The 15,944-nt window shown below is 44.3% G+C and carries 11 protein-coding genes; 9 read left to right on the top strand and 2 right to left on the bottom strand.

Annotated features, from left to right (window positions below):
• Positions 1-51: 51 nt before the first annotated feature.
• From IGI84_RS13010 to IGI84_RS12995, 4 genes are all read left to right on the top strand, one after another.
• Complete coding sequence (locus IGI84_RS13010; protein WP_216682438.1) at positions 52-978, top strand: alpha/beta fold hydrolase; 927 nt, start codon at positions 52-54, stop codon at positions 976-978.
• A 125-nt stretch (positions 979-1,103) separates the two neighbouring features.
• On the top strand, positions 1,104-2,183 hold the full coding sequence (serC, locus tag IGI84_RS13005; protein ID WP_216682437.1) for a 3-phosphoserine/phosphohydroxythreonine transaminase: 1,080 nt from the start codon (positions 1,104-1,106) through the stop codon (positions 2,181-2,183).
• Positions 2,184-3,368, top strand: a complete 1,185-nt coding sequence (locus IGI84_RS13000; protein WP_081117859.1) for a phosphoglycerate dehydrogenase — start codon at positions 2,184-2,186, stop codon at positions 3,366-3,368.
• Positions 3,368-4,591 carry a DUF1015 family protein gene (locus tag IGI84_RS12995; RefSeq protein WP_220426446.1) on the top strand — a complete coding sequence of 408 codons (1,224 nt, stop codon included), beginning with the start codon at positions 3,368-3,370 and terminating at the stop codon, positions 4,589-4,591. Before IGI84_RS13000 ends, IGI84_RS12995 begins: the two co-directional genes overlap by 1 nt.
• A 43-nt stretch (positions 4,592-4,634) precedes the next feature.
• On the opposite strand, the gene IGI84_RS12990 is transcribed toward IGI84_RS12995, so the two are convergent.
• Positions 4,635-5,984, bottom strand: coding sequence for an Nramp family divalent metal transporter (locus tag IGI84_RS12990; protein WP_077452117.1), 1,350 nt, complete (start codon positions 5,982-5,984; stop codon positions 4,635-4,637).
• Positions 5,985-6,140: 156 nt separating this feature from the next.
• On the bottom strand, positions 6,141-8,483 hold the full coding sequence (locus tag IGI84_RS12985; RefSeq protein WP_216682436.1) for an ATP-binding cassette domain-containing protein: 2,343 nt from the start codon (positions 8,481-8,483) through the stop codon (positions 6,141-6,143).
• A 138-nt stretch (positions 8,484-8,621) separates the two neighbouring features.
• On the opposite strand from IGI84_RS12985, the gene IGI84_RS12980 reads away from it, so the two are divergent.
• The 5 genes from IGI84_RS12980 (at position 8,622) to IGI84_RS12960 (ending at position 15,898) form a co-directional block, all read left to right on the top strand.
• The gene (locus IGI84_RS12980) at positions 8,622-9,107 is read left to right on the top strand and encodes a MarR family winged helix-turn-helix transcriptional regulator (RefSeq protein WP_216682435.1); all 486 of its coding nucleotides are present in this window, start codon (positions 8,622-8,624) and stop codon (positions 9,105-9,107) included.
• A 160-nt stretch (positions 9,108-9,267) separates the two neighbouring features.
• Positions 9,268-11,055 (top strand): glycoside hydrolase family 13 protein, encoded by a 1,788-nt coding sequence (locus tag IGI84_RS12975; protein WP_034872136.1) that lies wholly within the window; start codon positions 9,268-9,270, stop codon positions 11,053-11,055.
• A 304-nt stretch (positions 11,056-11,359) separates the two neighbouring features.
• Positions 11,360-12,412 (top strand): aspartate-semialdehyde dehydrogenase, encoded by a 1,053-nt coding sequence (locus tag IGI84_RS12970; RefSeq protein WP_216682434.1) that lies wholly within the window; start codon positions 11,360-11,362, stop codon positions 12,410-12,412.
• 122 nt (positions 12,413-12,534) lie between these two features.
• Positions 12,535-14,217 (top strand): ribonuclease J, encoded by a 1,683-nt coding sequence (locus tag IGI84_RS12965; RefSeq protein ID WP_010749981.1) that lies wholly within the window; start codon positions 12,535-12,537, stop codon positions 14,215-14,217.
• Between the two features lie 241 nt (positions 14,218-14,458).
• Positions 14,459-15,898: an MFS transporter gene (locus IGI84_RS12960; RefSeq protein WP_220426445.1), complete on the top strand. Its 1,440-nt coding sequence runs from the start codon at positions 14,459-14,461 to the stop codon at positions 15,896-15,898.
• Positions 15,899-15,944: the final 46 nt, after the last annotated feature.

Below are 15,944 nucleotides of genomic sequence, written 5' to 3'. Positions count from 1 at the left end.
CAACCGTTTTATTTGGCGGAGAGAAAAGAAAAAGCAAAAGAGGTGCAAACTATGAGGATGAATCAAGAAAAGCTGACTTCATCAAATGGGAAGGATCAGCTTTTTGTCAAAACGTGGCTGCCAGAAGAACAGCCAAAAGCAGTCGTGCAAATCGTCCACGGAATGATCGAGCACATTGAACGTTACCACGAGTTTGCGGAATGTTTGACTACGCAAGGCTATGCGGTGGTCGGTCATGATCACTTAGGGCATGGGCAATCCGTTAAGGACACACAGGCCTATGGGCATTTTGGTGAAAAAGAGGGCGCCAAATATTTAGTGGCAGATGTGGGAGTGGTCCATCAGTACGCCGCTGCTTGCTACCCAGACCGACCGTACTTTATCTTAGGGCACAGTATGGGGTCGCTGGTTTTGCGGAATTATTTGTTTAGTCAGCCCCATCCATTGTCAGGAGCGATCATCATGGGCACCACGATGGAAAAAGCCGTGCTGATGCAAGGAGGCAAACTCGTCACGAACTTGTTGCGCCCGTTTGCCGCTCAGCAATGGCCTTATCAAGTAATGGAACAGCTAGTTTTTGGTCAGCACAACCGGCGTTTTGGTCCCAATCGAACCGCCAAGGACTGGTTGACCAGTGATCCGCAGCAAGTGGATCGCTATTTGAAGGACCCTTACACCCAATTTCATTTTTCCTTAGCGGCTTACAAGGATCTCTTTACATTGACGCAAGCTGCCAGTGATCCGGATCAACTGCGCAGGATTGACCCAGAATTGCCGCTGCTCTTGATTTCAGGTGCAGACGATCCTGTTGGTCACTATGGCAAAAGCGTCCGCCAATTGGCTCAGCAGCTGAAGCAAAATGCTGACGTGACGATGTATTTGCTTGAGCAGGGACGTCATGAGATTTTGAATGAGCGTAATCGCGAGATCGTTTACAATGAAATTTCTCGCTGGCTGTTTGAAAAAATGCCGAAATGACGAACGTTAAGAAATTGGTAGTCTTTTCTGAAAATTCAAAATTATTTTCTCTTTTAAGGCTTTTTTCATTTTCGGCTATCTGTTATAATGATTTTCACATCTAACATAAAGGAGAGATTTTTTGTATGACAGTTTATAACTTTTCAGCTGGTCCTGCCGTATTGCCCCGTCCCGTATTGGAGAAAGCACAATCCGAACTTTTGAATTACCGCGGAAGTGGGATGTCCGTTATGGAGCTGAGTCATCGGTCCTCCTTGTTTGAAGCGATCATTAAAGATGCAGAAGCACTTTTACGAAAATTGATGGGAATTCCTGAAAACTATCAGGTACTGTTTTTACAAGGCGGCGCGAGTCTCCAATTCAGTATGATCCCTTTAAATCTTGCACAAAACAAAAAAGCCTTATACGTAAATACCGGTTCTTGGTCAAAGAAAGCTATTGAAGCAGCAAAAGCGCTTGGAAACGTGACGGTGGAAGTTGTTGCCTCTAGTGAGGATCAAAACTTTACCTATATTCCAGAAATTTCAGAAGATGCGATCGATCAAGAAGCGGCTTATTTGCATATCACCACGAACAATACCATTGAAGGGACGGCCTTTCAAACGATTCCGCAGGCTGGCAATGTGCCGATCGTAGCGGATATGTCCTCAAATATTTTAGCCAATGACTATCGCGTAGAAGACTTTGGTGTGATTTATGCTGGGGCCCAAAAGAATATAGGTCCTGCAGGGTTGACGGTAGTGATCATCCGAGAAGATTTACTCAATGATGATGCTGTTTTCGCTCCAATGCTGGATTATCGTTTACAGGCTAAAAATGACTCATTGTACAATACACCACCAACGTATGCTATCTATATTGCTAAATTGGTGTTTGAATGGTTGGAAGAATTAGGCGGCATTCCTGCAATTTTAGAACAAGACCGCCAAAAAGCGGCGCTTTTATACGAAACGATCGAATCCTCTGCTCTTTACAGTAGTCCTGTGGCTGTTGACAGCCGTTCATTAACGAATATTCCTTTTGTGACAGGGGATAAAGCATTAGATCAGCGCTTCAATGAAGAAGCTGTCAAAGCTGGTTTTGAGAACTTGAAAGGGCATCGTTCCGTTGGAGGAATGCGAGCAAGCTTGTACAATGCCTTTCCATTAGCTGGCGTTCAAGCGTTAGTCGACTTTATGAAATCATTTGAAGCGGAGGTCAAATAAATGTTCCAAATCAAAACATTCAATGCGATCGCACCAGAAGGATTACAGCGTTTAGAAAAAGAAAAGTATGCCATCAACGAAAGCGACCAACCGCAAGGGATTTTGCTGCGCAGCCAGAAATTGCACGATTACGCTTTTCCTGAAAGTGTCTTAGGTGTTGCCCGTGCAGGGGCTGGAACCAACAACATTCCCGTCAAAGCATGTACTGAAAAAGGGATCGTCGTCTTTAATACGCCAGGTGCCAATGCCAATGCGGTCAAAGAATTAGTGATCGCTAGTCTGCTCTTAAGCGTCCGTCCGATTTTACGAGGTGCCCAATGGGTGCAAACCTTGAGCGGTGATAATGTGGAAGAACAAGCAGAAGCGCAAAAAAGTCAATTTGCTGGAACAGAGTTAGAAGGCAAAAAGTTAGGAATCATCGGCCTTGGTTCTATTGGAGCGATGGTCGCCAACGATGCTTATCGTCTAGGGATGGAAGTAGTCGGTTATGATCCTTACGTATCAGTGGATACTGCTTGGACGATCTCTCGTCGGGTCAAGCGTGCCAATGATATTGCGGAAGTCTTTTCAACCTGTGATTTTATTACGGTTCATGTGCCGCTAATGGAAAACACGCATCATCTCGTCGGGGAAGCCGAACTTGCGAAAATGAAACCAACAACGAAGCTATTCAACTTTTCTCGTAAAGAAATCGTCGATACAGATGCCGTTTTACGTGCGTTAAAAGCCGACCGTTTAGCGGGCTATACGACTGATTTTGCGGATGAACAATTGCTACACAATGAAAAAGTCCTCGTCTTGCCGCATTTAGGTGCATCAACAGAAGAAGCTGAAGTCAACTGTGCCAAGATGGCAGCCCGAACATTGAAAAAATTCTTGGAATTCGGGACCATCAAGCGCTCGGTGAATTTTCCAACCGTTGAGATGGCCTTTCATTCGCCTTATCGTCTGACGATCATCAATCGCAATGTACCGAATATGTTAGGTCAGATTTCGTCGATCATTGCGGAATCTGGGATCAATATCGACAATATGCTGAATCGTGGACGAGAAGACTTTGCTTACACCCTAGCAGATGTCGCTTCTGAAGATGAAGCCTTGTTGAATCAATTAGCCGATAAACTGCGAGAGAACGAAAATATCGTTCGTGTGCGGGTCATCAAGAATCAGGAGGTTGGGTATTAATGGTTCAAGTATTTCCGTTTAAAGCCATTCGTCCAGAAGCCTCATTGGCAGAAAAAGTGGCCGAGCTGCCTTATGACGTGGTCAATTCACAAGAAGCCGCAGCGTTTGCGCAAGGCAATCCTTACAGCTATTTCCACATCGACCGTTCGGAGATCGACTTGCCAGGAATCGATCCTTATGATCCACAGGTGTATCAAAAAGCGGCAGAAAATCTTGCATCTTTTCAAGAAGCAGGCTGGTTGATTCAAGAAACGGCGCCCGCATATTATTTGTATGAATTGACGATGGCTGGTAGAAGCCAAACGGGGCTTGTCGCCTGTACCTCGATCGATGATTACGTCGCTGGGAAAATCAAGAAACACGAGTTTACCCGACCAGAAAAAGAAATCGATCGGATCAATCATATTCTGGCATGTGATGCCAATACAAGTCCGATTTTCTTGAGCTATCGCCAACCAGCAGCAGTCAAAGAAGCGATCGATGCGTGGCAAGCAGAACATGCGCCAATATATGATTTTGTTAGCTATCATGAGGTGCAACATCGTGTTTGGCTGATCGATGATCCGGCGCTAGTCGCCTCTTTTGCCCAGCAGTTTCAAGCTGTAGATGCCCTTTATATTGCGGATGGGCATCACCGCACAGAGTCAGCAGTCAAAGTCGGCTTGCAAAAGCGAGCCGATGGCCAAAACAGCCAAGAAAGTGACCGCTTTTTAGCGATCTTATTCCCAGAAAATGAATTAGCGATTTGGGAATACAATCGGGTCTTGCGGGTACCGGTGCCAGAAACTTTTTTTGAGCAGGCAGCCCAGCATTTTACGATTCAAGAAACTACAACGAAGAAACCAGCGCAACGTGGTTCGATTCATCTGTACCTAAACCATGCGTGGTGGGAGTTGACCATCAAACCGGAAGCTGTGCCGCAAGATGCGGTAGGACAGCTGGATGTGTCGCTTTTACAACAATACGTGCTGGCTGATATTTTCGCGATCCAAGATGTGCGGACAGACAAACGCATTGATTTTGTCGGCGGGATTCGTGGTCCAGAAGAATTGGAACGTTTGGTGGATAGCGGAGAATGGACATTGGCTTTTTCCATGTATCCAACGCAAATGGCCGATCTTTTGGCAGTAGCCGATGCGGGAGAAATCATGCCGCCAAAATCAACTTGGTTTGAACCAAAACTGTTGAGCGGTCTGTTTTTACACGATTTAGAAACGAATTAACCAAATAAGCTTACGAGGCAGCCTCGTAAGCTTATTTTCGCTATTAGAAGTTGCCGAGTGTTTCGATGATCAAGCGGACATTCAAGACCGTCAGTGCAATGGCACAGATCCAGCCTAAGGTAGAGACCCATAGCGGATTCTTGAAGCGTTCCCCCATGATTTTTTTTGAGCTGGTAAAAAGAACCAACGGAATCATCGAAACGGGTAAGGCGATGCTTAAAAAGACTTGCGAATAGATCAGCAGATCGTCCAGAGCTTGTTCGTTGCCGCCAAAGTAAATCGTACAAAGCAAGACGGGGATCACCGATAAGCCACGGGTGATCAGACGTCGCGCCCAAGTAGGGATCTTCATATGGATAAATCCTTCCATCACGACTTGCCCCGTCAGTGTCCCAGTGATCGTTGAATTTTGTCCGGATGCCAAGAGCGCTACGGCAAACAGAACGCTCAAGACTGGACTGGCGACAGCACCAGCAATGGAGGAATCTTGCAAAGCATCAAACAGCGCGGAGAAGGTGCCGACTTCTTCGCTATGACCAAAGAACAAGGCGCTTCCTAAGATCAAAAGCAGGCAATTGACCAAAAACGCAGCGGATAATTGGATATTGGAATCCCAAGTAGCGAACCGCACGGCCGTTGCCACTTCTTGGGTATCGCTGCGATCGATTTTTCGTGACTGGGAGATCGAAGAATGCAGATAGAGATTATGGGGCATCACAGTCGCACCAACGATCCCCAACGCCATTGTCAGCTGCCCATGGTTCAAGACTTGCTTTTGGGGAATAAAGCCTTGCAAGACAGCCGGTAGATCCGGTTGAGCAATAATGACTTCGTAACAAAAGACCAGCATAATGACCAAAATCAGTGTCATGACGATCGCTTCGATTTTACGGAAACCTAGTTTCATTAAAAAGAGCAGAAGCAATACATCGAAAATCGTTAAGATGACCCCAACTAATAACGGTAAGCCGAATAGTAGATTGAGAGCGATCGCTCCTCCGATCACTTCCGCGATATCCGTTGCCATGATAGCCAATTCGGTGACGATCCACAAGACAAAGCCTAAACCTTTGCTGGTGTGTTTACGAGTTGCTTGCGCAAGGTCCATCTGGGTCACGATCCCTAGCTTGGCTGCCATGTATTGCAGTAGCATAGCGATCAAACTGGAAATCAAGATCACAGAAAGTAAGAGATAGCCATATTCAGCACCGCCTCCGATCGAGGTGATCCAGTTTCCTGGGTCCATATAGCCCACGGCTACCAATGCCCCAGGACCAGAGAACGCTAAGAGATTGCGCCAAAAGCTGCCGTTTTTTGGGATGGCAACTGTATTATTTATTTCTTCCAAGCTAGGACCGTTGGCCGCTTGGATCAATTTTTTTTCTTCATTCATCGTTTCACGTCCTATCTTTTTAGGTATACCTAAAAACAAATCTATTGTATTCCTCATTTATGGATTTTTCAAGAGAAACCTTTTGGAAGTCAGAAGGAAGGACAAAAAAACAGCAGCCAAGGGGATGGCTGCTGCCTGTTAGGTTTTCTTATAAAATTAGTCGGCGCGTAAAGCGATCGCTGCATCTTTTTTCGCTGCCATTCGAGCTGGAATGTGGCCGCCAATCATCGTTAGAACGGTGCTGACGGCAATCAAGATCAGGCCGTGGACCGGATTTAATTGAGCAACATTTTCGAGATCAGTCATACTATATAAGATCGCGTTGATCGGGAATGTAGCTAACCAAGCAATTAGGACACCTAAAGCCCCTGAAGCGATCCCTAAAATACAGGTTTCGGCATCGAAGACGCGGGTGATGTCTTTTTTACGAGCACCTAATGCTTTTAAGACCCCAATTTCTTTCGTGCGTTCTAGTACAGAGGTATAAGTGATGATACCGATCATGATCATGCTGGTTACCAAGGAGATTCCTGCAAAAGCGATCAAGACATAGGTGATCGCATCCATCAAGCCACCAGTCAATTGAGTCATCGTACCGGCTAAATCGGAATAAACGATTTGGTCTTCTTTGTCTTTGCCTTTGTTGAAGTCATCCAAGTAATCAAGGATTTTTTCTTTGGCACTGAAATCATTTGGATAGATCATAATGCTGTTTGGTAAATCACTGCCGCCGAGATAAGCGATCAATGAATCTTTGGCACTTTCGTCAACGGGTTCATTCGTCATCACGTTGGTGTCGCTATCTTTTTGTGCTTGGACGATCGCTGAGTCTTGGTTTTCTTTGATCACTTCTTGCGCGAGGGCATCACTGTAGGCAATGCCGGTTGACAGCAAGTTCATCGTAGAGTTTTGCTTGATACGTAAGATTCCGCTGATCGTTAATTCTTTGTTGTTGCTGTTATCGAAAACTTCATTTATATCTTGGTTTGGAATGAAGTTTCCAGTCGGCAATTCGGTGTAAAAGGCATCATTAGACGCCAATGTGATTTTTGTTCCCACGATATCGTCGAAGGAAACCGTGTCACCATCTTCAATATCAAAACCGAGATTGATCAATGCATTGACATTCGTTACGTTGTTTTCATCGACGATCAAAACGACATCTGTGCTGGCACTTGGGTAGCTGCCTTCTAAAAGGTCATAGTTGTCTTTTAAGAAATTGCCGTTATCCTCTGATAACTGCTCAGGGAAAGTCGAAACCCCAATACCGGTTGAGGCACTCATGGCAGACATCATGGCATTGGTTTGTTCATTGTCAGGCGACGCGTTGGAGAAGCTGACTTGTTCCACATTGTCATCGATCTTGCGGAAAAGATTCAATGAAGTGGAACGAGTGTAGCCGATATTGTTACTTAACTCAGGATCAATGTCGTTGATGTAATCGAGAAACTCTTGATCGATTTTGTTGATATGAGTTGCACGATCCGTATCACTTAATTTGGCAGTGACCTCTTTATCTGAAGGGAAATCTTCCGATTTCTCCCGCGTACCCATCGCTGATGGATCTTGTTCAGTGGCCACTTGTGAGATCGTGATCGGAAAACGAGCTAATGTTTCTGACTGGGTATTGTCGATTTGTTTTTGGAATCCCGTTGACAGTGACAAAACAATGGCGATTCCGATGATTCCGATACTAGAAGCAAAGGCTGTCAAGAAGGTGCGCCCTTTTTTGGTGCGGATATTGTTAAACGACAAACGTAAGGCCGTCATGAAACTCATTTTTGTGTGCTTTAATTCGAATTGGTCTTTCTTTTGTCCTTCGACATGGGGGTTCGAATCTTTAATGATTCGTCCGTCTTTGAATTCAATGATCCGTCCAGCGTATTTGTGGGCCAATTCAGGATTATGGGTAACCATGATGACCAATTTTTCTTTTGATAGTTCTTGGATCAGTTCCATGATTTGGACACTTGTCTCTGAATCCAAGGCACCTGTAGGTTCATCACAAAGGAGGATATCAGGATCATTTGCTAAGGCACGAGCGATCGCTACCCGCTGCATTTGACCACCAGAAAGCTGATTTGGTTTTTTGTGCATATGCTCAGCTAAGCCCACACGCGTCAAAGCATCGGTTGCTTTTGCGCGTTTTTCTTCTTTTGACACACCGCTCAAGGTCATCCCAAGCTCGACGTTGTCGATGATGCCTAAATGACTGATCAAATTGTAGCTTTGGAAGACAAAGCCGATCGAATTGTTCCGATAGGCATCCCAGTCACGATCTTTAAAGGATTTCGTTGATTTGCCATTGATGATCATATCACCAGAGTCGTAATTATCTAAGCCGCCGATCACGTTCAACATGGTTGTTTTCCCAGAGCCGCTTGGCCCTAAAATGGCAACAAACTCTTGTTTACGAAAGGCGACGGAGACGCCATCGAGGGCTTTCGTAGTACTGGAGCCAACCGTATAATACTTCTTGATATCTTTTAATTCTAACATGGGGTCACTCTTTTCTTGCCGTTTTCACGATTATTTTCATTATGTAACCACGCTATCATAATGGTTAACAAAAATCAACGATTATCATTGTTTAAACAAATAATTTATACTAAACTAAAGACAGAAAAGAGGGAGAGTATGGAAAAAGCGTTAGGAACATTCAATATGGCGGTGTTTGCGGAGATCTTTTCGCTGATGGGAAACATATTGTTTGAAGAAATCGGTCTGGAAGATTTAAAATTGACCAAAATGGAAATCTTGGAACTCGTGGTGATCTCTAGTAATGAAGGAATCACGATGTCCGAGTTGGCCCAGCAAATAGGTACGTCAAAAGTCCAAATCAGTCGTTCGATCTCGGGGTTAGAAAAGGCTGGCTTTGTGGTTCGCAAAACCAACGGCGTCAATCGCCGCAACGTCAATGTTTATTTGGAAGAAGCTGGGAAGCAGTTGTTTGTCCAAAAGAAAAAACAAGTGGAAGACCGCTTGAATGCCAAAACCGCTCAAATGGCTGCAGAAGATATCCAGCAGTTGAGTCAGTCGTTGACGGAAGCAGTGGTGATCTTGCGGAAATATGACATTTTACGGAGTGGCAATCAATGTGAGAAAAATACGCCGTTTGATTAAAAAAGGGCGAAGCAATCGTTTGCTTTTTAATTACTGAATTAATTTCATATTAACTTATATTATCGATTTTTTAGATAAAGCAACCGATTGCGTTTTTCTCTTGTTTTGACTTCTGATTTGTGCGACAATGAGTATATCAAACAAGTCAAAGGAGTCTGCTATGAATACTACTGCCATCTATCATCGTCCCGAAAGTGAATTTGCGTATTTGTACGAGAAGGATAAAATGCATATCCGTTTGCGTACCGCCCGTCAAGACGTCCGCCATGTCCAGCTGCTTTGCGGTGATCCTTACACACTGTATAAAGAAGCGTGGTACCAACAAAGAATTGAAATGCAAAAAATTCTTTCCACGGACTTGCATGATTATTGGCAAGTATCGGTCGGAGCAGAATTCCGCCGTTTGTCTTACGGCTTTTCCATCGAAAGTTACGATGGGTTGCATGTCTTCTATGGGGATCACGGGGTCTACCCCTTTGAACAGCAATATTTAGAAATGAACAACAATTATTTTCGGATGCCTTACTTCCAAGAAGCCGATCGTTTCAAAATTCCCGAGTGGGCGAAAGAAACGGTTTGGTATCAAATTTTCCCTGAGCGCTTTGCGAACGGGGATCCATCAAATGATCCAGAAGGTGTATTGCCGTGGGGCTCAAAAAATCCCGATCGCCAAGACTTTTTCGGTGGGGATTTGCAAGGGGTCATCGATCATTTGGATTATCTTGTCGATCTAGGGATCAATGGGATCTATTTCTGTCCGATTTTTGAGGCCTATTCGAATCACAAGTATGATACCATCGATTATTTGGCCATCGATCCTGCTTTTGGTGATAACGATACCTTTAAACGCTTAGTGGAGGAATGCCACAAACGCGGCATCAAAGTCATGCTAGATGCTGTTTTCAACCATATGGGGGATACTTCGCATCAATGGCTAGATGTCATTAAAAACGGCAAAGATTCGCCGTTTGCTGATTGGTTCCACATCAATGAGTTTCCTGTCAACTACAAAGAAGGGGAAAACTTTGAAGATGCTTATGACATCACTTATGATGTTTTTGCCTTTACGCCGCATATGCCGAAACTCAATACGGAAAATCCCGATGTGCAAGATTATTTGTTGAAGATCGCTCGTTATTGGATCGAAGAATTTGATATCGATGCTTGGCGCTTGGACGTGGCAAATGAAGTTAGTCACTTCTTCTGGAAAAAATTCCGCCAAGTGTGTGATGAGGCCAAAGATGATTTTTATATCCTTGGGGAAATTTGGCATTCTTCTCAACGCTGGTTACAAGGCGACGAGTTTCATGCAGTGATGAACTACGCCTTTACGGATGCAATCATTGAATATTTTGTCAAAGACGAGATCTCTATGACGAAAATGGTCTCGGAATTAAATAACCAGCTGATGTTGTATCGGGAGCAAACCAATCAAGTGCAGTTCAATATTTTGGATTCTCATGATACCCCGCGTTTGTTAACTTTGGCTCGGGGAGACAAAGATTTGATGCGCCAAGTGATGGCCTTTACGTATCTGCAACAAGGCGTTCCTTGCCTGTATTACGGCGATGAGATTGGTTTGACCGGCGATATGGACCCGGATTGCCGTAAATGTATGATTTGGGATGAGGAAAAGCAAGATCGTGATTTGCTGCATTTCACCCAGTCATTAATCAAACTACGCAAAGACAACCAAAAAGTCTTATCTGAAGGTTCCTTGAGTTGGAACTGGGTTTCGGAAGAAGATGGCCTGATCATTTTCGAACGAGAGTTGGGGGCACAGCGGATCATCGGTATTTTCAACACTGGCGAGGACCAACTTACACTCTCTCGTCCTGATTCAATTTTGATGGAACAGTTTGTCCAACTGGAAGATGAGACGATGATCATCGATAACAAAGGCTTTGCTATCGTGAAAGTAAATAACGAAGAATCGAATGAAGCATAAAAATGAGGCAAGAATTGCATATGCAATTCTTGCCTCATTCAATGTTTTGGGTATTTTTAATTTCCCCATGCACGTTGGAAAGAATCTTCCCCAAAATTCCTTCTGTCGGTATTATATCCTATAACACCTAAATGTGACAAATGATAACCCTTAAATATAGGTAGTTTTTTCCAAAAACGGGGAAAACGATTGAAAATTTAGATAGTTCTGCCTTCTTTTTGCGCTTCTTTCCACGAAAGGTCTTTTCTTTTTTACAAGATATGATAAACTAGTAAAAATGTATTTTTATTCGAGGAGTGATTTGATGAGTACAGGGTATCACATAGCAGTTGTCGGAGCTACCGGCGCAGTAGGAACAAAAATGATTGAGATGTTGGAGAAGACCACGTTGCCGATCAAAAAAATAACGTTGTTGGCATCCAAACGTTCTGCTGGGAAGACCCTTGTGTTCAAAAATGAACCGCTCGTTATTCAAGAGCTGACCGCAGATTCCTTTGCGGGAGTCGATATTGCATTGTTCAGTGCCGGTGGTGACATTTCAAAACAATTTGCTCCAGAAGCAGTCAAACACGGTGCAGTCGTGATCGACAATACCAGTCATTTTCGGATGGATCCGAATGTTCCTCTAGTCGTTCCTGAGGTGAATCCTCATGCATTAGCGCAACATAAAGGAATCATTGCCAATCCGAATTGTTCAACGATTCAAATGATGGTGGCATTAGAACCGATTCGTCAAAAAGTCGGTTTATCGAGGGTCTTGGTTTCAACGTATCAAGCAGTTTCCGGTGCTGGCGCACAAGCCTTGGCTGAATTGACTCGTGAATCTCAAGAACTATTAGCCGGCAAAGCCGCTGATGAACTAAACCCTGAGATTTTACCAGCAGGCAGCGATAAAAAGCACTACCCAATCGCGTTTAACGCTTTGCCGCAAATCGATGTTTTTGCCGAAGAGGATTATACTTACGAAGAGTGGAAAATGATCAATGAAACGAAGAAGATCATGGAAGATACGCAGATCAAAGTAGCAGCTACGTGTGTGAGAATCCCTGTGTTTAGCGGTCATTCGGAGTCGATTTATATCGAGACCAAAGACCATGCCAGTGTTGAGGAAGTTAGGCAGTGGATCAGCGAAGCGCCAGGAGCTGTCTTACAAGATGATCCGAGTCAACAAGTATATCCGCAAGCTTTGACCAGTGTGGACAAAACGGAAACCTTTGTTGGTCGGATTCGCAAAGACTTGGATGTCGAAAACGGCTTGCATTTATGGGTCGTTTCTGATAATTTACTGAAAGGTGCGGCATGGAACTCCGTTCAAATCGCCGAAAGCCTGCATCAGCAAGGATTAGTTCATGTGTAAACCATAAGTTTTTCAGAAAAGTGTGGTGAATGCCACGCTTTTCTTTTTTTTGTTGTATAATAATAGGGACGGCTTATGCTTGGGAAATAATACAGTAGAAAAAAATTAAGAGGTGAATAAAAGTGGAAACGATAAAAATCATTCCTCTTGGCGGTGTACGCGAAAACGGAAAGAACATGTACATTGCTGAAGTTGGCGAGGATATATTTGTGCTGGATTGCGGTGTCCGTTATCCAGAAAATGAATTATTAGGGATCGATACAGTGATTCCAGACTTCACATATTTAGAAGAAAATGCCGACCGTGTGGCGGGTGTCTTCTTGACCCACGGGCATGCAGATGCGATTGGTGCATTGCCTTATTTCTTGGAGAATATCCAAGTACCGGTCTTTGGGACCGAGTTAACGATCGAACTAGCAAAATTGACCGTGAATAAAAATGAAGCTACCAAGCGCTTCAAAGATTTTCATGTGATCGATGAACATTCGGAGATCGACTTTGGCCATGCGACCATCAGCTTTTTCCGTACGACCCACTCTATCCCTGATTCTGTTGGAATCAGCGTAAAAACAGAAGCTGGCAATATCGTTTATACAGGAGATTTCAAGTTTGACCAAACAGCGATCCCTATGTATCAAACCGATTTTGGCCGCTTAGCGGAAATTGGAAAAGAAGGCGTCTTAGCATTGCTAAGTACGTCTTCAAATGCCGAAAATCCAACGCCGATTGCTTCTGAATTGACGATCCAAGATGAAGTTTATGACAATATCCGTTACTGGGAAGGTCGGATCATCGTCGCTAGCGTTGCTAGCAATTTACAACGGGTGCAACAAGTACTAGATGCGGCATTTCGTTCTGATCGCAAAGTCGTTTTGACCGGGCAAGATTTTGGTCGGATCATCAAAACGGCCATGAAGTTAGGGAAATTAAAATTACCTGCCGAAGACTTGCTGATCACCCAAAAAGAAATGAAAAAATACTCAGACGAACAGTTGTTGATTTTAGAAACAGGTCGCATGGGGGAACCAATCAAAGCGTTGCAAAAAATGGCCAACGGCTCTCACCGGACGCTGCGCATCAAAGAAGGAGATCTTGTTTACATCACAACGACGCCGACAACGGCAATGGAAACGGTGGTTGCGAAAACGGAAGATATCATCTATCGCGCTGGCGGTACCGTAAAACAGATCTCGGATAATTTCCGTGTTTCTGGTCATGCCAACCCGAATGATCTGCAGCTGATGTTGAATATGATGAAGCCGAAGTACTTTATCCCTATTCAAGGCGAGTACCGCCAATTAGCCGCCCATGTGGACTTGGCGCAAGAAGTCGGGATTCCGATGAAAAATATCTTCATTACTGCACGTGGAGATGTGTTAGAATACAAAAAAGGCGAAATGCTTGCCGCAGGTGCGGTTCCAGCTGAAAACGTCATGATCGATGGGATCGGTGTCGGTGATATTGGGAATATCGTCCTGCGAGACCGCAAAGTCTTATCTGAAGACGGAATCTTCGTTGCGGTAGTGACGATCAATCGTCGTGAAAAGAAAATTATTTCTGCCCCTCAAATCACTTCTCGCGGGTTTGTCTACGTGAAAGCCAGCCGTGACCTGATTCGTGAAAGTGGCGAGATCGTAGAAGAAATCGTAGAAAAACACCTTCATGATGAAGAGTTTGAATGGAGCAAATTGAAACAAGATATCCGTGATCGTTTGAGTCGTTTCTTGTTTGAACAAACCAAACGCCGTCCAGTCATCTTGCCGGTCATCATGGAATCAAGCCAAAGAAATCGCAACCGTAAATAATTCGTTTTGACCTACTGACAAAAGCAGGTGAAAGAATAGCCGTTTGACGGCCGATTTCTTTTCACCGAAGCTTTTGTCTTTTTTTGTGAAGAAAACAAGCGGCGGTTTTTTTGCAAAATGACCTTTATTTTGATCGTGAATGGCAGATAAGGATTGACGGCGAATGGATTTCGATCAATAATACAAAGTTGTCCCCCTAAGACTAGAGGAACAAAACAAGCAAAGAGAGGATGGTCGATTTGTGAATAGTTATCAAGAAAATCCCGTAGTACAACAGAGAAAGTGGTGGATTCTCATTGCTGTTTCGATGTTTACCTTTATGTCAACATTGGATGGGAGTATCGTAAATATCGCATTGCCGACGATCTCGGCAGATATGGGTGTACCTATGAATCAAGCGGAATGGGTCGTATCCGTCTACTTGATGATCGTTTGTGCCTGCCTTTTATTATTCGGTAAGGTAGGGGATAGTTGGGGCAAGATCAAAGTATTCCGCTTGGGGATGCTGATCTTTATTATCGGTTCGCTGTTATGCGGGTTTAATCACTCCTTAGCATTTCTTTTATTTGCCCGAGTGGTGCAAGCGATCGGTGCCAGCATGACGATGGCGACGAATACCGGAATTATTACCGAAGTCTTTCCTATGAGTGAACGAGGACGCGCCTTAGGGATGATCGGTGCCTTTGTTTCGTTAGGCTCCATCGCCGGTCCTGGATTAGGCGGAGTGATTTTGGCGCATTTTTCTTGGCCGTTTATTTTTTGGATCAATGTTCCTGTCGGTATTCTGACGATGATTGCTGGAGAAAAGGTGTTGCCAAAAGATATCACCATGAGTCATGATTCCATCGATAAAACCGGGTTTGTGCTGTTTTCAATTGCAATTATTAGCTTCTTCGGCGGCATTTTTCTTGGACAAGAGCGTGGCTTTCTAACGTGGCTGCCGCTGCTGTTGGTGGGGATCGCCTTAGTGGCATTCATCGTCTTTTTGCGAGTAGAAGCGCGTGTGAGCAAGCCGCTGATTACCTTTGGGATCTTTCGTAATAAAATTTTCACCATGAGCCTGATTACGGCGTTGCTGATCTTTTCTGCAAACTTTTTTGTCAATGTCGTGATTCCCTTTTACTTGCAAAGTGCCCGAGGCTTAACGCCGAGCGTGGCAGGAATGCTGATGATGGTCTTTCCTTTGATGATGGTCATTGGTTCACCACTTAGCGGGTATTTGACGGACCGCGTAGGACCGGAGATTTTGGTCTTAGCTGGCTTAGCGTTACTATCCATCACTCAGCTGATGTATATGTTTATGAATCAGGATACGCCGATTTGGTATTATATCGTTGCCACTGCCATCATGGGGTTAGGCAATTCGTTGTTCCAATCCCCCAACAATACGATGGTGATGAGCAGCGTCACCAAAGAAAATCTTGGGGTGGCAGGTAGTCTAAATTCCTTTGCCCGTAACTTGGGCATGGTCTTAGGGATATCCTTAGCAACGACGATTCTTTATGCCGCAATGAGTCAAGCCTATGGAAAGCATGTGACGACCTATATCGCAGGTCGGGCAGATATTTTTGCCTATGGTATGAAAATTACCTTCTTTGGGGCGTTTCTTCTTTGCATCACAGCGTTATTCTTAACAGTCTGGCGCATCTATAAACAAGGCGGACGTAAGAAAACGCTATGATTGCTTGAAATCATCAGGTCGAACTGTTCTATTCCTTATTCAGAGA

This window comes from Enterococcus sp. DIV0008, assembly GCF_050542615.1.
Classification (GTDB): Bacteria; Bacillota; Bacilli; order Lactobacillales; family Enterococcaceae; genus Enterococcus_D; species Enterococcus_D innesii.
Note: the sequence above shows the minus strand (reverse complement) of the source record. Positions and strands in the feature narration are given on the sequence as shown.